This window comes from Variovorax sp. HJSM1_2, assembly GCF_049316285.1.
Taxonomy (GTDB): domain Bacteria; phylum Pseudomonadota; class Gammaproteobacteria; order Burkholderiales; family Burkholderiaceae_C; genus Rhodoferax_B.
Map to the genome: position 1 here is coordinate 41,366 of NZ_JBMOXA010000026.1, position 18,181 is coordinate 59,546.

Consider the following 18,181-nt stretch of genomic DNA (forward strand, 5'->3'; position numbering starts at 1 on the left):
TCAAAAATTCTTTAACAAAAAAGCCGAAGCTGCAGACTAACGTGACGGGTTGCGCCACGCCTGGGTGCGCCGCTCCACCAGTTTGCCAACACCCAAGTAGACCAAGGTGACGATGAGCGAAGTGCCCGCAATCAACACCGCCATGGCGGCGGCCGGGCCAGTGTCGCCGGCCTCGTCCAAGTTCAGAATCGCCACCGAGGCCAGCTTGGTGTCGGGCGAATACAAAAACACCACGGCCGAGATGGTGGTCATGGCGTTGATGAAGAAATAACGCGACACATCCAGCAGCGTGGGCAGGCAGATCGGCACCGTCACGCGCCAGAAGGTGGTGTAGAACGGCACCTTCAGCGAACCCGACACGGCCTCGAACTCCGCATCAATCGCCTTCAGCGCCGTCACCACGGTCAGGTGACCCGTGGTGTAGAAGTGCACGATGGTGCACAACACCAGCAGCGCGCCGGTCTGGTACAAAAAGTTCAGCGGGTTGGCCGGTGCGTTGAAGAAGAAGATGTAGCCCAGGCCCAGCACCAGGCCGGGCACGGCCATGGGCAACATGGCCAGCAAACGGATGACCGGGCGCGCCCAGTCCAGGCCGCGCGTTTTCTCCAGCAGATAGGCACCGACAAACACCAGCACCGGGCCTATGGTGGCCGTGCCGAAGGCGAGCTTGAGGCTGTTGACCATGGCCTGATCCAGCTCGGCATCGACCAGGCCGGCGATGTAGTGCGACAAACTAGGCGTGAGGTTGTAGGGCCAGAGCTTGGCAAACGAGGCGAAAACCGCCATGCCAAACATGGCCAGCATCAGCGCGCAGATCAGGGCGCAAAACAGCGTCATCGCCAGATCAAAACCACGCGCGGGCGTGGGCACCAAGGCCACGGCACGTGCGCTGAGCATGGCGGTTTGTTTGCGCTGCACAAAGAAGTCGACGACGAAGGTCAAGACCGCTGGTGTGAGCAGCAGCAAGGCCACCACGGCGCCACGCTGAAAGTCCTGCTGGCCGATCACCAGCTTGAACACATCGGTGGCCAGCACGTTGAAGTTGCCGCCCACCACTTTGGGAATGCCGAAGTCCGTCATCACCAGCGTGAGGCTGACCAGAGCCGCCGAGATCAGGCCGTATTTGGCGCCCGGCAGCGTGATGGTGACAAATTTGCGCAGTGTGCTGGTGCCCAGCGCATCGGCCGCTTCATACAGCCGCGCATCGGCCAGCGTGAGCGCCGTCACCAGCACCATCAGCACATGCGGAAAGACCGCAAAACACTCGGCCAGCACAATGCCCGAGGCGCCGTAAATGCCACTGAAACCCAAGGCCAGCCAGAAGTCCTTGGCCACGCCCTGGTTGCCAAACCAGTAGATCAGCGAAATCGCCGACAGCAGCGATGGCGCCAACAGCGGCAGCAGCGTGATGGTGCGCAGCAAGCCCTTGAACGGCATGCAACTGCGCGTGAGTGCATAGGCAAAAGTGAAGGCCAATGGGATGACAATCAACGTCACCAGCACCGACACCCAGACACTGTTCCACAGGCTTTGCAGCAGCGCGGGAGAAGCCAGGTAAGCGGTGAAATTGGCCCAGCCACTTTTTTCGCCCGTGCCACCCAGGGCTTGCGACAGAATAGCCAGCAATGGCGACACCAGGCCCAGCGCCAGGAACAGCAGGATCAAGCCCAGCAGCAGATGCGCCAGACGGTCGCTCCAGTGCAGGCGCTGGCGCTGCGGTGGGGCGGACAAAACAACGGCAGCGGCGGCCATGCTCACACCTCGGCCGTGGGGAACACGCGCATGCGGTCAACACGCAGCGCAAAGCGCAAGCTGGCGCCTTCACGTATGCCGTATTCGTCCATCTGGTTCAGCGAAAACTGCAACTGCACGGTTTGGTCCGGAATCTCGTCGATGGCCAAACGCGCCAGGCAGTTGCTGCCCATGAATTCGATGTGCTGCACCTTGCCGTGGCACTGGCCGGGGTGCGTGTCTTGCAAGCCATCGAGCACACGGTCTTCGGGGCGCAGGTACAAACAGACTTCACGCCCAGGGCGGAAATCGGCCCCAGACTCGGGCGCACACTGCAGGCGCAACTGGCCGCAGCGGAACCAGCGGTCACCTTCGGCCGTGGCTCGCAGCTTGTTCACCTTGCCGACAAACTCGGCCACAAACGGTGTGGCGGGTTCGCGGTAAACCTGCATGGGTGTGCCCACTTGCTCGATCACGCCGTGGTTCATCACCACGATGCGGTCAGCCACCGACAAGGCCTCTTCCTGGTCGTGTGTCACCATGATGGTGGTCACGCCCAGTTGGCGTTGCAGCGAGCGGATTTCGTTGCGCAGGTGCACACGCACAATCGCGTCGAGCGCGGAAAGCGGCTCGTCCAGCAACAACAAGCCTGGCGACATGGCCAGCGCTCGCGCCAAGGCCACACGCTGCTGCTGCCCGCCCGACATTTGCGCCGGGTATTTGGCACCACTGCCCGGCAGACCCACAAGGGCCAGCAGTTCATTCACGCGCGCCTGGATCTGCGCACGTGGCACGCGCCGATTCACCAGGCCGTAGCCCACGTTGTCGGCAATCGTCAAATTGGGGAACAGCGCGTACGACTGGAACACGATGCCATAGTCGCGCTGCGCGGGCGGCAACACCGAGATGTCGCGCCCGTCCTGGAAAATCTGGCCCGAGGTTTGTGTCTCCAGCCCGGCAATGATGCGCAGCAGCGTGGTCTTGCCGCAGCCTGAGGGCCCGAGAAAACAGACAAACTCGCCGCGCGGAATCGACAGCGCGATGTTGTCCAACGCCTGGAAAGCGCCGAAGTTTTTGCGTATGCTGTTCAGGCGCAGATAGGCGTCTTGGTCAACAGCAGGCATGGTCTGCTCATCCTTTGGCAGCGGGGACTGCTTCTCGCGCGGCATTCCCAAGCCCGTGGGGGCCAGGAAGCCGCGTGCCTTGAAAAGCCTTTTCATGGCGCGCGGCGTCAACATGTTTACTTCTTCTCGCTCTTGGCGTCGTAGCGCTTGGACCACTCGGTCAAGGTGCGCTCGCGGTTCACGGCCGAGGTCGTGAAGTCCATCTTGATCAGACGTGCTTCATAGTCGTCTGGAATGCCAGGCAGCTTGGGCGCCACGCCGGGCTGGGCGGTGATGGCGAAGTTCTTGCCATACAGCAGCATGGCGTCTTTGCTCGAAGCCCAGTCGGCCAGTTTCTTGGCGGCATCCAGCTTCTTCGTGCCCTTGTAGATGGCGTAGCCTTCCAGATCCCAACCCAGGCCTTCCTTGGGGAACACCAACTCGATTGGCGCGCCCTTGGCCTTGTTGGTGTAGCCACGGTACTCGAACGAAATGCCGGCCACGTATTCACCCGAAGCCGCCATGTTGCAGGGCTTGGAGCCCGAGTGTGTGTATTGGCCGATGTTTTCGTGCAGCGCGTCCATGTATTTCCAGCCGCCGCCCTTGCCGTTGTCATCACCCCACAGCTGCAGCCAGGCTGCCACGTCGAAGTAACCCGTGCCCGAGGATGCGGGGTTTGGCATCACCACCTGACCCTTGAATTCGGGCTTGGTCAGATCTTTCCAGCTGGTGGGGATGGCGATGTTGCGTTTCTTCGCTTCCACGGTGTTGAAACACACCACGGCGCCAAACACGTCCATGCCAAACCAGGCCGGCGGATTCTTCTTGTCGCGGTACTGCGGCATGATCGCGTCCAGGTTCAGCGGCGCATAGGGCTGCAGCATGCCGTTGGCATCAAACAGAGCCAGGCTGGATGCCGCCACGCCCCAGATCACGTCCGCCTGCGGGTTGGCTTTTTCGGCCAGCAGCTTGGCGGTGATCACACCCGTGGAGTCGCGCACCCATTTGATCTCGATATCCGGGTTGACCTTGTTGAAGGCTTCTTGGTAGGCCTTGAGCTGGTCGGTTTCAAGCGCGGTGTAAACCGTCAACTGCGTTTTCTGCGCGAACGCACCGGTTGCGCAGAGCAGGCCCAGGGCACCGGCCAGCACAGGTTTCCAAAACTTCATGGGAAGACTCCTTGTGAAAAGAAATGAAATGTGACTTCTGCGTGTTTCATCTTGATGACACACAGCCCAAGCAAAATGGGTGCCACACCAAACTCTTTGTCTTTCACATTTTGTAAATCGTAGACAATCTTCAATCTGCACACTACCATTTACCCATGAGCACGACGCCTTCAACTCCCCTGGTTTCCGCACCTGCGCAACCCTCGACCATTGCACTGCTTCAGCGCAATTCGCTCGCAAGTTTGGTGCAGACTGAAATTGAACGCATGATTTTGGGCGGCGAACTGGCCTCTGGCGCCAAGCTCACAGAATCCATACTCGCCGACCGCCTGGGCGTATCGCGCGGGCCGGTGCGCGAGGCTTTTCGCATGCTTGAAGAATCAGGCCTGGTGCGCACCGAGAAGAACCGCGGCGTGTTTGTGCGCGACGTGGCAATTGAAGAAGCACTGGAGATTTTTGAGCTGCGCGCGGCCATGGACCAATACGTAGGCCGCAAGCTGGCCGAGACCATCACGGCGCCGCAGATCAAAGAACTGCGCGGCTATGTTGACGAGATGGAGCAAGCCACCAAAGCCGGCGACGCCCAGACCTACCACCGGCTGAACCTGCACTTTCATGACCGTTTGCTGGAGCTGACGAACAACACCAAGTTCACCGCGACCTACCGCAAGCTGGTCAACGAGTTGTCGCTGTTTCGCCGACAAAACCTCACCAACGAATCCATGGCAGCCTACTCACGCGAGCACAGGCAGATCGTCAAAGCGATTGCCGCACGCGACCCCGATGCGGCCGGGCAGCTCATGTTCCAACACGTGATGAACAGCCGCGAGCGCACGCTGCAAAACTACCAGCGCCGCCAGGCAGAAGCCGCCGCGCGGCCTGACACAGCCAAAACCCTGCTCCAAGCGCTACACGCTTAAACCACCATGCCCCTGAACCTTGCGGACATTGAAACCTTGTTTCGGCAGCACGGAGGCAGCCAGTACAGCGGTGAGCCCGTCACCCAGATGGAGCACGCCTTGCAAACCGCACTGCTGGCCGAGCAGGCCGGTGCCGACGACGAACTTGTCACCGCCGCACTGCTGCATGACCTCGGCCATTTGCTCGCGGCGCACAACGGCACGGCACCCGAGACACCTACGCTGCATGGCATAGACGATTTGCACCAATACATTGCCCTGCCCTTTCTGCGCGGCGTATTCTCCGAAAGAGTGCTCAATGCCGTACGTTGGCACGTAGACGCCAAACGTTATCTTTGTGCGACGCGGCCAGACTACTTGGCCAGCCTGTCGGCGGACTCGCAGCGCAGCCTTGGGCTGCAGGGCGGCGTCTTTTCTGCAGACCAAGCCAGCACCTTCATCAGCCAAGCTGGCGCCGAAGAGGCCGTCGCGCTGCGACTGTGGGACGACCTGGCGAAGACTGGCGGTTTGCCAACCCCCACGCTGCAGCATTACCTGCAACGCGCCGAACGCTGCCTTCTCTAACGCAAGCGCCCCACCTGTGCAAGCCCTGGAACTGACCGGCCCGATTGCCCTCGCCGTCCTTTTTGGCGCGTTACTGCACGCAGGATGGAACGCACTCATCAAATCGGGCCAAGACAAACAGCTAGACACCGCGTTAATCCACAGCCTGGGCGTGTTTGTGGCACTGCCCGTGCTGCTGGTCGCAGGGCCGCCCGACCGCGCCGCCTGGCCCTACATCGCCCTGACCACCGTTGTCCATCTGGCTTACTACATCGCGCTTGCAGGCGCCTACAAACATGGCGACCTGGGACTCACCTACCCCATCATGCGGGGTTGCGCTCCACTGCTGGTGGCACTCGGCAGCCACAGCTTCATTGGCGAGAGTTTGTCGCTGCAGGCCTGGGGAGGTATCGCCGCCATCTGCATGGGGGTGCTGGCGATTGGCCTGTCACGCGGCGCATTGCCGGGGCGCGAGGCGCAGCGCGGCACGGCCTTGCGTTATGCCTTCAGCAATGCCGCCATCATCGCGCTTTACACGGTGGTCGATGGCATCGGCGTGCGCGCCTCCAACAACGCCTTGTCCTATGTGTCCACCCTATTTTTGCTGGACGGCATCCCGTACATGGCCCTGGTGTTATGGCAGCGCGGCCCGCGCCGTGGCGAAGCGCTGCGCTACATGGCCAGGCGCTGGCCCGTGGCACTGGGCGGCACACTGGCATCGGTCAGCAGCTACGGTATTGCACTTTGGGCCATGACACACGCACCGGTCGCCGTGGTGGCCGCATTACGCGAAACCTCGGTGCTGTTCGCTGCGCTGATAGGCACGTTTTTTCTGCGTGAGAAATTCGGTTGGCAACGCGCGACCGGCACGCTTGTGCTTCTGGGAGGGGTTTTGCTGCTGCGGTTTGGTTGAAAACCCGGCTCGTTGCTGCCACGCCCGGGCCTTGGGCGAGCAGCACACTCCCAGAGGTAAAGGCAAAGAAAAAGCCCGCTATCTTTTGAACAGCGGGCTTTTCTTGAAATACTTGGTGGGACGTGCGGGGGTCGAACCCACGACAAACGGATTAAAAGTCCGCTGCTCTACCAACTGAGCTAACGTCCCGACTGCATAGTTTCCTACAGCAGCGAAGCCTCAGATTATAGCGTGCTTTTATCGGTTTTTTGCTTTGGCTGCGACAATTGATCCAAAATCCATCCGGCGGCGCATTGACCAAAGGTTGCCGTCACGCTGACGACCGACCCATAACCATGGCAGTTCAAGCTGCCATCACCCTGCAGCGCACAAGATTCATCGGGGCCCATCACAGACTCGCGACTGAACACGGCGTTCACGCCTATGCGCTTGCCGTCCTTTGGCGCGCCATGGAACTTTCGCAGGCGGTAACGCAACTGCGCCAAAAGCGGATCGTGGGTGGTTTTAGCAAGGTCGTCGATGTCGACCAGATGGGCCAACCTCTTGCCACCGGCGGCACCAACGGTGATGAAGCAGGCGCGCTGACGGCGCGCCCAATCGGCCATGGCGGTTTTGGCTTTTACTTGGTCACATGCGTCAACCACGCCATCCACATCTGCGGGGAGCAATTGCAGCCAGTTCTCCGGCTCGACAAACTCCTCAATGCAGTGCACGACACAACTCGGGTTGATCTCGGCAATACGCTGCTGCATGGCCACAACCTTGGCCTTGCCCACGGTGCTGCTGAGTGCATGGATCTGCCGGTTGATATTCGATTCGGAGACGTTATCCAGATCTACCAGGGTCAGGCGCCCGACGCCGCTGCGCGCCAGGGCCTCCACCGTCCAGGAACCGACACCACCAACGCCCACCACCATGACGTGCGCGGCACGAATCTGCGCCGCACCGTTGACGCCATAGAGGCGCTCCAGCCCGCCAAAGCGGCGCGCAAGATCGGCATCAGGTTCGAGCGCAGCAGGCGCAAGGGGCATGGTCATGATGAAAAGAGATGAAAAACAAGCACTACAAAAAACAACCCCGCAAAGCCCACACACAACTGAAAGCTGTGCAAAGGCATCTGCGGGGTGCTGATTTTAGGGCGGTCTACTTCAGCTTGCTTAAACGGCTTTTCGCGGCCCCGGCGGCTTCCGACTCAGGATAGACCTTGATCAGGTCTTCCAGCGTCTTGGTCGCGGCACGGGTGTCTTTCAGCTCCATTTGGCAATTGGCGATCGACAAAGCGGCCTCGGGCGCACGTGGATGCGTAGGCGCTGCCGCCAACAACGAACGGAAATTCGCGATGGCTTCCTTGTAGGCCCGTGTGGCGTACTGGGCATTGCCCAGCCAGAACAACGCCGAGGGGCCATAACCACTCTTGGGGTAGTTCTTCACAAACGTGATGAAACCAGCTTGCGCCCCCGGAAAGTCGCCTTTGCGGAACAAGGCCAGCGAAGCTTCGTAGTCACGGGTTTCGGCGGGGTCGGCGGTGAACTCTTGCCCATCCAGCTTGACTGCTGCAGGCTCAAATTTACGCAGACGATCGTCTACACCTTGCGCCATGTCCTTCTGCCGCTGCTGAACCTGGGCCAGATCACGCGCCAGTTGTTCATCCTGCCCGCGCGCCTTGGCCAGATCCGCACGCATCACGTCGATCTGGCTTTGCAGATCGAGCATGCTGCGACGCAATTGGGCATTGTCGTCCGCCAAACGACGGGTTTCGGCCTGCAAAGCGTCGGTAGCCGCACGGCCAGCGTCTATACGCTGGCGAATGTCGAGAATCGCGCGCCGCGCTTCGTCGTCGTCAAACAGGCCAGCGTGGGCGCTGGGCGCGCCCAGCAACCAGAAACCAGCCAGCACCAGGGCTGACAGACGGCCCGGAAACGCAGCCAATGTTCTGGTCACCGGTTTCATCGGTAGCTGATCTCAGCGCGACGGTTCTTCGCCATGGACTCTTCATCCGAGCCAACAGCAGCAGGCTTTTCCTTACCGAAGCTCACGGCTTCGAGCTGGCTGTCCGCCACGCCCAACAAGGTCAGCGAACGGCGCACAGCTTCGGCGCGCTTTTGGCCCAGCGCCAGGTTGTATTCGCGACCGCCGCGTTCGTCGGTGTGGCCTTCGACCACGGCCTTGCGGGCGCTGTTGCCCTTGAGGTAGCGGGCATTGGCTTCGACCGTGGCCTGGTCTTGGCCACGCACGCTGTAGCTGTCAAAGTCGAAGTACACAATGCGCGGTGTGCCGGCTGGTGGGCCCATGGTGCCTTGGTTTTGCGCGTTCAGGTCGACCGAGGTCACGGCGCTTTGCGTCGCACCCGCGCCGCCGGCGCCTTGGGTGGCGGACGACGTGCTCTTGTCGACGACAGGGGCGTCGTCCAACTTGACGTCAGACGCGCAACCGGCCAATGCGGCCGCAATAGACAGAGCCAATACAATTTTTTTCATTTAAAACCTCCTGAGGTCAACACTAATAAGTCGCTAGCCAAAAATCTGGCGGGCTATCTGTTTAAGAAACTAAGTACGAGAAGCGGTAGCCATCAAGGCTTGAGAAACGGGCCCCAATCGGGTTCACGGATATCACCTGTACGGCCACCCAAGCGGGCCTTGATCTTTCCATCCAAGGTTGTGGTCATGAGCGCCTCGCGTCCTTGCTGCTGAGTGGAGTACATCAACAGACGGCTATTCGGCGCAAAACTCGGGCTCTCATCAGCAGAGGTATCGGTCAACGCTGTGACGTTGCCGGTGGCCAGCTCCATCAACTGGAGCTTGAAAGATCCGCCGTTGACGCGCGACACGTAGGCCAGCCAACGGCCATCCGGACTCACTGTAGGCGAAATATTGTAAGCACCGCTGAAGGAAACCCGTTCCGGGTTGCCGCCGCTGCTCGAGACTTTGTAGATTTGCGGTGCACCGCCTCGGTCGCTGACGAAGTAAATCGTCCGGCCATCGGGCGCATAAGCCGGCTCGGTGTCGATGCCGGACGACTGCATCAATCGGCGCGGCTCACCGCCGTTGGCATCGATGGTGTAGAGCTGAGAGCCGCCGTCGCGGCTCAAGGTGACCGCCAGTGAACGCCCATCGGGCGACCATGCCGGGGCACTGTTGGAGCCGCGGAAGTTGGCAATCAGGCGCCGACGGCCGCTCGCCACCTCGTGCACGTAAATCACCGGCTTGCGTGATTCAAACGACACATAAGCGATACGCAGGCCATCCGGCGACCAGGCCGGAGAAATGATGGGCTCGGGGCTGGCCAAGGCGGTTTGGCTGTTTTCGCCATCGGCATCTGCCACCCACAGCGTGAAGCGTGAACCCGCCTTGGTGACGTAGGTGATGCGGGTGGAAAACACACCGCGTTCACCCGTCAGTTTTTCATAAATGAAGTCGGCAATGCGGTGCGCTGCAAGGCGTAGATCACCGGTTGTGACCGTATAACTCTGACCGCCCAAATCTTGGCCACCGACAACGTTCCACAAGCGGAAACGCACGTCAAAGCGGCCATCGGCCAAGCGGATCACACTGCCAACGGCCAGCGAGTCGGCACCACGCTGGCGCCACAAGGCAACGTCTGGACGCGAGGCTTCATCAAGCGCCACGCCCGCAGCATCAACCGCACGGAACAAACCACTGCGCTCTAAATCGGCCTGCACAATGGCAGCGATTTTCTGCGGAGATTGGTCCTCGCCCTTGAAGGGGGCGATGGCAATGGGGAGCTGGGTCAGGCCAACGCCTTTGACTTCGACTCGGAACTGCGCCAACACCGGCGCTGCAGCGGCCGACAAGACAAGCCCCGCCAGCCAGGTACGACGAAATAAAGAAAACTGAGTTGTCATGAGTAGTGCTGAGACTGTATTTAGCGGCGTGGGTTCCAGAAAAACGAGATTAGTTCCAACTCAACGATTTAATACGTCTTTCCAACCCTGGGCCCACTCCTTCTGATGCGCCAATTCCACGGCCTTGGCGTAACGGTAAAACGTCACCTCGAAATAGGAAAACGCGATCACAAACCCCGCCCAACCGTCCAGAAAACCACGCTTGAAAAGGTAATGCCGCAGAAACGCCCACACCCCATGGGTGAAGGCTTTCCCATAACTTGAGCCCGCTTGCCGCTTTTTTGTTGCCCCCAGCGACGAATAGCGGTTCATTTTCGCCACCACCTCGGCCAGGTCTTTGAAAGGCAACTGCCAGATCGCGTGCCGGAGGTGTCCGACACGTGTGCCCGGCGCCAGCTCATAACTTTCATGCACTGGGCTGAGGTCGTATTGCAGGTTTTGCTTGCGGAACAACTGCGGCTGCCGGTAGTTGGGATACCAGCCGGAATGTTTGATTTCTCGGCCAAGAAAGTAATTACGGCGCGGCACAAAATAGACGTCGTGCTCGGCCTTCTGCACCAAGGCCCGAACCTCGTCCGCGACCTCGGGGGTGCAGCGTTCATCGGAATCCAGACTGAACACCCATTCGTGCGAGCAGGCCGCGACGGCGTCATTGCGCAAGGCGCCAAATCCCGTAAAAGTGACTTGCACCACGCGCGCGCCCAAAGACTCCGCGATCTGGGCGGTACCGTCCGTGCTGTTCGAATCCACCACCACAACTTCATCGGCCCAAGCGACACTACGAATGGCGTCGGCCACTTTTTCAGCCTCGTTATAGGCAATGATGTAGACGGAAATTGAACTCACAAAAAAGGCACCACGGTTGATCAACCGGCGAGCATAGCAGACGCCTTCAGTACAGAGACGCCCTCGGGTGAAGCCAAATTGGCCTCGAAAACGCCGACAATGCGAGCTTTTCCTGGCCGTTGGATTGCCTCGGCAAGCTGCAAACCATGTGTTGTAGCGACTGATCGCGACCTATGCCCTAAAACAGGGTCCAGTGTCACTCTTGGGTTGCAGATGACCATGGGCAGTCGGCGTCCAGCGTGCTTTGTTTCATCATTCCGACGCCTCTCATGGACGTGCGGTGATATCGGGGATAATTTTTGGATAACGTCATGATGAAACGCCACACTATGCGCCTCCCCCCTGCGCCGAACGCTTGCCCTGCTGATTTCGGTCGATCTCACCGCTGGAGCAGCTTGCATCCATCTCAGGCGGGTACATGAAGAGCATAGATACCAAGACACTGCGCTGGCTGCTGCCCTATTTCGCGGCATCGCGCGGACTGTGGATCGCGGCCGCGTTGGCCACGGTCATCTCCTCGTTGACCGACCCCATGCTGCCCGCGCTGATGAAGCAGTTGCTCGACAACGGTTTCGACAGCGGGGGTTTCCCTCTGTGGGCGGTTCCGCTGGCGGTACTGATCCTTTTTGGTGTGCGCGGCACAGCCGGTTTTCTGGCCGACCTGGCGTTGGCGCGCATCACCCAGGACGGTTTGCTGGCCATGCGTCGCGACATGTTTGGTCGCTTGCTGGATGCACGCTTTGGCTTGTTTAAAGAGCAAAACGCGACCACCTTGTCGAACACCGTGGTGTACGAGGTGCAAAACGGCGCCACCATGCTGACCAACGCCTTGATCGCGCTGCTGAAAGATGCGCTCACCGCCGTGGCGCTGCTGGGCTACCTGATCTACCTGAACTGGAAGCTCACCCTCATTGTGTTCGTGATCGTGCCCGGTGTGGCCGTCATCATGCGCACCTTGTCCAAGCGTCTGTACCGCTTGGCACGCAGCACCCAGACGGCCGTCAACGACCTGGCCTACGTGGTGGAAGAAAACGTTCTGGCGGTACGCGTGGTGCGACTGCACGGTGCCGAAGCAGAACAAATGAAGCGTTTTACCGGCCTGAGTGGCATGCTGCGCCGCTTGTCGCTCAAATCGGCGGCAGCCTCGGCCGCGATCACACCGCTCACACATATGCTGGCCGCCGGCGCCCTGTCTGCCGTGATCTGCATTGCCTTATGGGAAAACCGCAGCAGCGGTGCCTTGACGGTGGGCGGATTTGCCGCCTTCATTTCCGCCCTCTTGATGATGATTTCGCCTATCAAGAAACTCTCGGAAGCAGCCAGTCCCATCGCCCGCGGCCTGGCGGCGGTACAGCGCGGCATTGATCTGATCGAAGGTACACCCGCCGAGACCCAGGGCAGCCACGATCCCGGCCGCGCGCGCGGTGAAATCAGCTTTGACAACGTCAGCGTGGTGTATGAAGCCGATGCGGCCCCTGCGCTGGACGGTGTGAGCCTGAGCATTCAACCCGGGCAGATCGTGGCTCTGGTCGGGCCGTCGGGCTCGGGTAAAACAACGCTGGCCAACCTGTTGCCACGTTTTGTCTCCCCCACCGGCGGCAGCGTGAGCCTGGATGGGCATGATGTCAGCACCTGGAATCTGAATGCGCTGCGCCGCCAATTTGCGCTGGTGAGCCAGGATGTGGTGATGTTCAACGACACCCTGGCCTACAACATCACCATGGGCGGTCCGGTCGACAAAGCCCGCTTGCTGGAATGTGTGGAAGCAGCCAATTTGCAAGACCTGGTGCAAGGCCTGCCTCAAGGCTTGGACACCGTCACCGGCCACAACGCCACGGCGCTGTCCGGCGGGCAACGCCAACGCCTGGCGATTGCGCGTGCGCTTTACAAAGATTCGCCGGTGCTGATTCTGGACGAAGCGACCTCGGCCCTGGATACCGTGTCGGAACGCCTGGTGCAGCAAGCGCTGCAACGTTTGATGGCCGGCCGCACCACACTGATCATTGCCCACCGCTTGTCCACCATTGAGCATGCCGACCGCGTGGTTGTCCTCGATCGCGGGCGCATCGCCGAGAGCGGCACGCACCGTGAACTGCTCGACCGCGGAGGCCTGTACTCCAAGCTGCACCTGCTACAGTTTGGGACTGCCTGATGACCGGACCGAAGTCACAGACTTCCCCCCGCCGTTTGGGGGCGGATGGAGATATTCAATTCAAAAACATCCTGGTAGTGGCCACTCGCCAGATCGGCGACGTGTTGATGACAACACCGATGATTCGCGCTGCCCGCCAGCGGTGGCCTGATGCCCAGATTGATGTCATCGGTTTCCCGGGAACCTTGGGCATACTCAAGGGCAATGCCGATGTGCGTGGCTTGTTGGCCTCCGACCCCAAGCAAGGCTGGCGCGGCGCCCTCCAACTACTGAGAAGCATCTGGAATCAGTATGAACTGGTACTGATCACCCAACCAAGCGACCGCGCTCACCTGATCGGCTGGGCTGCAACCCGGCACTACCGTAGCGGCTTGCTGCCGCGGCACCACCCCAGCAACTGGTGGAAGAAACGCCTGCTGGACCACGTCATCGAAAGCGACGGGGACGACAGCGGCATCCACGTGGTACAGGAAAAGCTCGCCTTGCTTGAGCCGTGGTATGTGGGCAAATCTGCAGAACACCATGTGCAGCCGCCCTCGGAAACGGCGCTTCCCAGCGCCTTGGCGCAGGCCCTGAGGCCTGAGGCCATCGTGGTCCACGCACCCTCCATGTGGCGCTACAAACAATGGCCCGTGGCGCATTTTCGTGAGCTCATTGGCGCGCTGACCGCCATGGGACACCAGGTGGTCCTCACCGGCAGCGCCAGTGCAAACGACCAGGCCTGTGTGCAGCAACTGCTGGATGCGGGCCCGGCAACACAGATTCTGGATACCAGTGGCCAACTCGACTGGAACCAGTTGACCACGCTGTTTAAACGCGTCGCGCTCTACATCGGACCGGACACTTCGGTCACACACCTCGCAGCGGCCTGCGGTGTCAAAGTCATCACGCTATTTGGCCCCACGAATCCAGCGCGCTGGGGCCCGTGGGCGCTTGCACCCAACAGCGGACAAGAAACCACCAGCGGTTATCAAAAGCGCAAGGCGCTGCAACGCGTCTTCAACGTGACCTTGGTGCAAAGCACACTGCCTTGTGTGCCTTGCACAAAAGCCGGCTGCGAGAACCACAACCAGAGCAGGAGCGACTGCCTGCCCGACATCAAGCCACAGCAAGTGATGCAACTGGTGCAGCAGTTATTGCCTGCCCCCTCCTCCCATGACTAACGCTTTATTGGTTAACGCCGTCTATGTTCTTTCCGTGCGCTCGTTCACCGACCGCATCGAGCATATTCGCCAAGAAATGGCGCGCCATGCCATTCCTTTTGAATTTATCTTCGAGCACGACATCCCGGATCTCAGCAAAGAGGATCTGGAGCGTTATTTTCCCGCTGCATGCGCGATCAACCTGCCACAGCAATCGCTGGTGTTAAAACACATCAAAGCCTGGCGCCACTGTGTAGAGAATGGTTTTGAACGCGTCTTGGTGTTCGAGGACGACGTTTTTCTGCATAGCGACTTCACCAATCTGCTGAATCGCGCCCTGCAAGCCCCAAAACTGCCGAAACAAGGCTATCTGCTGTTCCTGGGCGGGGCCGACACGCGTGTACCCAAAGAGTATTTTCTGGAGCGCGGCCCGGTCTTCCAGAACCCTATCGCCACCGCTGACGGCTACGTGACCGACGCTGTGGCATGCGCGCGGCGATTGGACTGGATTGCCCTGCACAAGGCCAATTTGCCTGCCGACCATTTGCTCAAGCATGTGGATGCGCAATGCGGGACCGATCAGTACTGGACCACCACGGCACTGGTGCAACAAGGCAGCGTATTTGGCTCCTTCACCAGCACGCTGGACAACCGCCGGCAACAACACTCCAACTTCTTCAACAACGTGCGCTACCAATGGAAAATCTTCCAAAGGCGCACCCTGCCTGGATTCATCGTCCGCCTGTTGAATCGACCCCGCTAAACCTGAATTCCGTCATGTCTTTTCTGAAAATAGAACGTCTTGTTTTAGCCCAGTCGTTGATGATCGCGGCGCTGCTTTCGCTGCTCGCCTCGCCGCCACTCACCAATCTTTTCGAAGCCTTGACCTTTCTTGTCATTGTCTTCACGCCTGCGTTGCGTACACGTGTGCTCCGGTTTTTTTCAACACCTGCAGGCTGGTGGGTGCTGGCCTTCATGCTGGCACTAGGCTCGGCACTGCTATACGGGATCGCGCCACGGTCCGTCATCCTGAGCGACCTTCATAGCTGGCGCCGCATCCTCTTGTTGCCCATGGCCGCATCGCTGTTTGCCGACAGTCCCCTGGCCAAGCGTCGCGCCGCCTACAGCCTGTTTTGTGCGGCTGCGGTCTTCGTAGCCTACTCGTTCGTGGCCTATGCGCTGCCCAACCTGTTTTACTGGGTGGAAGACCGAGGTGTGGTGGTGCGCAACCACTCCACACAAGGCCTGTTTTTCGCCGTAGCAGTGCTCGTCGGCATCACGGCCCTTTACCACCGCTGGTTTCGCAGCAACGCAGAGAAATACTTCTACGCCGGGTTCAGCATTCTGCTGTTTGCGAACATCACCTTGTTCACGCCCGGACGCAGCGGCTACTTTGCCTTGCTGGTTCTGTTCGGGGTCTATTTCAGCCGCAAGATGATGCGCGAGCCATCCGCCAAAAACCTCAGCATTGCGGCCTTGTCGGTTGCCCTGGTGGCCGGGGTTTTGTACTTCAGTCCCCTTGCCAACAAAAAACTGACGCAGGCCGTCGAAGAAGCCCAGCTCTACAACGTCAACGCCAGCAAAAACGTCGTGACCTCGGTGGGCGTACGCGTGATGTATTGGCGCACCACGCTGCAAATGATCCCCAAGCACCCGATACTCGGCGTCGGCACGGGCGCGTTTGCACTGGCCTATGCCAACGAGGTTGCCGGTCGAACCGATTTAACCGGCTTTGTGACGCCAGACCCGCACAACCAATTCATGAAGATTGCGGCTGAACAGGGCTTGCTGGGCCTCGCCATTTTTATCGGACTGCTGATCGCCGTGGCCCGCCAGCGTACCAGTGAGCCATTCACCTACCTGGGCCTGTGTGTTCTCTTGACCTGGTGCGTGACCAGCATGGGCAATGCCCATTTCACGACTTTTTCCGAGGGGCACTTCATCTGGATGTGGCTGGGCATGATGTTCGCGGCAGAAAAAACCGCGTCCGAAGTACCACCGAGCATGGCCTGAAGCCACATCACGTCATGATGCGCGCGCCCCTGGGGCAGCGCGCGGGTATGTGAACGGCGCACTGAAAGCCGTTCATTGCTGTGGCGACACTTCTGACCAGCGAGGCAAGGCTCAGAGCAGCACGATGTCGTACTGCTCCTGCGCCATCGACGTCTCGGCCTGCAAGGAAATCGGCTTGCCTATGAAGTCCGACAGACCCGCCAGATGCTGGCTCTCTTCGTCGAGAAAAAGCTCCACCACCTTGGGTGAGGCGACGATGCGGAACTCGCGTGGGCTGAACTGGCGTGCCTCTCGCAGGATCTCGCGCAGGATGTCGTAGGTCACACTGCGCGCGGTCTTCACCGAGCCTTTGCCGGCACACACCTCGCAGGGCTCGCACAACATGTGGGCCAGTGATTCACGTGTGCGCTTGCGTGTCATCTCCACCAGGCCCAGCGCGGAAAAGCTGCCGGCCGAAGTCTTTACCCGGTCGCGCCCCAACTGCTTGCGAAACTCGCCCAGCACCGCCTCGCGATGGTCTTCGCGCACCATGTCGATGAAGTCGACGATGATGATGCCGCCCAGGTTGCGCAGCCGCAATTGCCGGGCAATCGCCTGGGCGGCCTCCAGATTGGTCTTGAAGATGGTGTCGTCGAAATTGCGCGCCCCCACATAACCACCGGTGTTCACGTCCACCGTGGTCAGGGCTTCGGTCTGGTCAACGATGAGGTAACCGCCCGACTTCAGGTCGACGCGTTTGCCCAAGGCCTTGGCCACTTCTTCGTCGATGGAGAACAGGTCAAAAATCGGCCGTTCGCCTTTGTAGTGCTGCAGTTTCTCGACCGAAGCCGGCATGAACTCGCGGCCAAAGGCGTGTAATTTTTCAAACTGCTCACGCGAATCGAGCCGGATGGTTTGTGTGTTTTCACTCACCAGATCACGCAGCACGCGTTGCAGCAGGTCCAGGTCTTGGTGCAACAGCGACTTGGGTGGCAGCCGGGTCGAGGCACTCTTGATGAGGGCCCAGGTCTTGCGCAGGTAGGCAATGTCTTCGGCCAGCTCGGCATCCGTGGCGTCTTCGCCATTGGTGCGCAGGATAAAGCCGCCACCACCACCCGTGGCGCGCTCACCCACCAGGGCTTGCAGGCGCTGGCGCAGTTCGTCGCGTTGCTGCGACGGGATTTTTTGCGACACCCCGATGTGGTCGTCCTGCGGCAAAAACACCAGCAGCCGCCCGGCAATGCTGATTTGTGTGGACAGGCGCGCGCCCTTGGTGCCAATCGGGTCCTTGATGACCTGCACCATCAGCGCCTGGCCTTCAAACACCTGTTTCTCGATAGGAATTTGCGGCGGTGGGGGCGTGTCTGCATCTTGGCTCTTGTGGCCTGCGTGCCCGGTGAACGGCGTCATCAAATCGGCCACGTGCAGAAATGCTGCGCGCTCCAGGCCAATGTCGATAAAGGTCGACTGCATGCCCGGCAGCACACGCGACACCTTGCCCAGGTAGATGTTGCCCACCAGTCCACGCTCCAGCGTGCGTTCGATATGCAGCTCTTGTACCGCGCCGTGTTCCACCACGGCCACGCGGGTTTCCTGCGGTGACCAGTTGATGAGAATGTCTTGTTGCATGAGGAAATGACCGCTGAAGCGGTTCGAAAAATAGGCCTCGCGCACGCCATCAAAGCGGCATGCATGTGGGCGATACAGCCATGATGCCAGAGTCTTGCGCGGCCTCAACGCTGCGCATCAACTCGGTTTCAAGGTATTAAGATAAATATGCGGCTAGCGCTGATGCAGCAAGCGCGAGA

Annotated in this window: 16 protein-coding genes and 1 tRNA gene; 7 read left to right on the top strand and 10 right to left on the bottom strand. The window is 60.0% G+C overall.

All coding sequences use genetic code 11. The features are described from left to right. Window positions 1-36 precede the first annotated feature (36 nt). The 3 genes from ACFQ95_RS21365 to ACFQ95_RS21375 form a co-directional block, all read right to left on the bottom strand. Window positions 37-1,752 (bottom strand): putative 2-aminoethylphosphonate ABC transporter permease subunit, encoded by a 1,716-nt coding sequence (locus tag ACFQ95_RS21365; RefSeq protein ID WP_422834277.1) that lies wholly within the window; start codon window positions 1,750-1,752, stop codon window positions 37-39. Between the two features lie 2 nt (window positions 1,753-1,754). Continuing rightward, window positions 1,755-2,855 (bottom strand): putative 2-aminoethylphosphonate ABC transporter ATP-binding protein, encoded by a 1,101-nt coding sequence (locus ACFQ95_RS21370; RefSeq protein WP_422834278.1) that lies wholly within the window; start codon window positions 2,853-2,855, stop codon window positions 1,755-1,757. 116 nt (window positions 2,856-2,971) lie between these two features. Further along, complete coding sequence (locus ACFQ95_RS21375; RefSeq protein ID WP_422834279.1) at window positions 2,972-4,003, bottom strand: putative 2-aminoethylphosphonate ABC transporter substrate-binding protein; 1,032 nt, start codon at window positions 4,001-4,003, stop codon at window positions 2,972-2,974. A gap of 155 nt (window positions 4,004-4,158) precedes the next feature. Here ACFQ95_RS21375 and ACFQ95_RS21380 point away from each other — a divergent pair, with 155 nt between their 5' ends. The 3 genes from ACFQ95_RS21380 to ACFQ95_RS21390 are packed head-to-tail and all read left to right on the top strand — an operon-like array spanning window position 4,159 to window position 6,379. After that, a complete protein-coding gene (locus tag ACFQ95_RS21380) occupies window positions 4,159-4,923 on the top strand; it encodes a phosphonate utilization associated transcriptional regulator (protein WP_422834281.1) in 765 nt (254 codons plus the stop codon). A gap of 6 nt (window positions 4,924-4,929) precedes the next feature. Next, complete coding sequence (locus ACFQ95_RS21385) at window positions 4,930-5,487, top strand: phosphonate degradation HD-domain oxygenase (protein WP_422834283.1); 558 nt, start codon at window positions 4,930-4,932, stop codon at window positions 5,485-5,487. A gap of 16 nt (window positions 5,488-5,503) precedes the next feature. Next, window positions 5,504-6,379 (top strand): EamA family transporter, encoded by an 876-nt coding sequence (locus ACFQ95_RS21390; protein ID WP_422834285.1) that lies wholly within the window; start codon window positions 5,504-5,506, stop codon window positions 6,377-6,379. A 113-nt stretch (window positions 6,380-6,492) separates the two neighbouring features. Here the strand turns inward: ACFQ95_RS21390 and ACFQ95_RS21395 are convergent. From ACFQ95_RS21395 to ACFQ95_RS21420, 6 genes are all read right to left on the bottom strand, one after another. Next, window positions 6,493-6,568, bottom strand: a tRNA-Lys gene (locus ACFQ95_RS21395). A gap of 35 nt (window positions 6,569-6,603) precedes the next feature. Next, entirely contained in the window at window positions 6,604-7,416 is an 813-nt protein-coding gene (locus ACFQ95_RS21400; protein WP_422834286.1) for a tRNA threonylcarbamoyladenosine dehydratase, read from the bottom strand. Window positions 7,417-7,522: 106 nt separating this feature from the next. Next, window positions 7,523-8,329, bottom strand: a complete 807-nt coding sequence (gene ybgF, locus ACFQ95_RS21405; RefSeq protein WP_422834288.1) for a tol-pal system protein YbgF — start codon at window positions 8,327-8,329, stop codon at window positions 7,523-7,525. After that, the gene (gene pal / locus ACFQ95_RS21410) at window positions 8,326-8,856 is read right to left on the bottom strand and encodes a peptidoglycan-associated lipoprotein Pal (protein WP_422834289.1); all 531 of its coding nucleotides are present in this window, start codon (window positions 8,854-8,856) and stop codon (window positions 8,326-8,328) included. The genes ybgF and pal overlap by 4 nt, the downstream gene beginning before the upstream one ends. A 92-nt stretch (window positions 8,857-8,948) precedes the next feature. Continuing rightward, entirely contained in the window at window positions 8,949-10,241 is a 1,293-nt protein-coding gene (gene tolB, locus ACFQ95_RS21415) for a Tol-Pal system beta propeller repeat protein TolB (RefSeq protein ID WP_422834291.1), read from the bottom strand. Window positions 10,242-10,301: 60 nt separating this feature from the next. Continuing rightward, a complete protein-coding gene (locus ACFQ95_RS21420) occupies window positions 10,302-11,087 on the bottom strand; it encodes a glycosyltransferase family 2 protein (protein ID WP_422834292.1) in 786 nt (261 codons plus the stop codon). 418 nt (window positions 11,088-11,505) lie between these two features. Here ACFQ95_RS21420 and msbA point away from each other — a divergent pair, with 418 nt between their 5' ends. From msbA to ACFQ95_RS21440, 4 genes are all read left to right on the top strand, one after another. Next, on the top strand, window positions 11,506-13,239 hold the full coding sequence (msbA, locus tag ACFQ95_RS21425; protein WP_422834294.1) for a lipid A export permease/ATP-binding protein MsbA: 1,734 nt from the start codon (window positions 11,506-11,508) through the stop codon (window positions 13,237-13,239). Between the two features lie 119 nt (window positions 13,240-13,358). After that, window positions 13,359-14,402, top strand: a complete 1,044-nt coding sequence (locus ACFQ95_RS21430) for a glycosyltransferase family 9 protein (protein WP_422834295.1) — start codon at window positions 13,359-13,361, stop codon at window positions 14,400-14,402. After that, a complete protein-coding gene (locus tag ACFQ95_RS21435; RefSeq protein ID WP_422834296.1) occupies window positions 14,395-15,144 on the top strand; it encodes a glycosyltransferase family 25 protein in 750 nt (249 codons plus the stop codon). The genes ACFQ95_RS21430 and ACFQ95_RS21435 overlap by 8 nt, the downstream gene beginning before the upstream one ends. 14 nt (window positions 15,145-15,158) lie before the next feature. Beyond that, window positions 15,159-16,394, top strand: a complete 1,236-nt coding sequence (locus tag ACFQ95_RS21440) for an O-antigen ligase family protein (protein WP_422834297.1) — start codon at window positions 15,159-15,161, stop codon at window positions 16,392-16,394. A gap of 111 nt (window positions 16,395-16,505) precedes the next feature. Here the strand turns inward: ACFQ95_RS21440 and rng are convergent, their stop codons facing one another. Then, window positions 16,506-18,002: a ribonuclease G gene (gene rng / locus ACFQ95_RS21445; RefSeq protein ID WP_422834299.1), complete on the bottom strand. Its 1,497-nt coding sequence runs from the start codon at window positions 18,000-18,002 to the stop codon at window positions 16,506-16,508. Window positions 18,003-18,181: the final 179 nt, after the last annotated feature.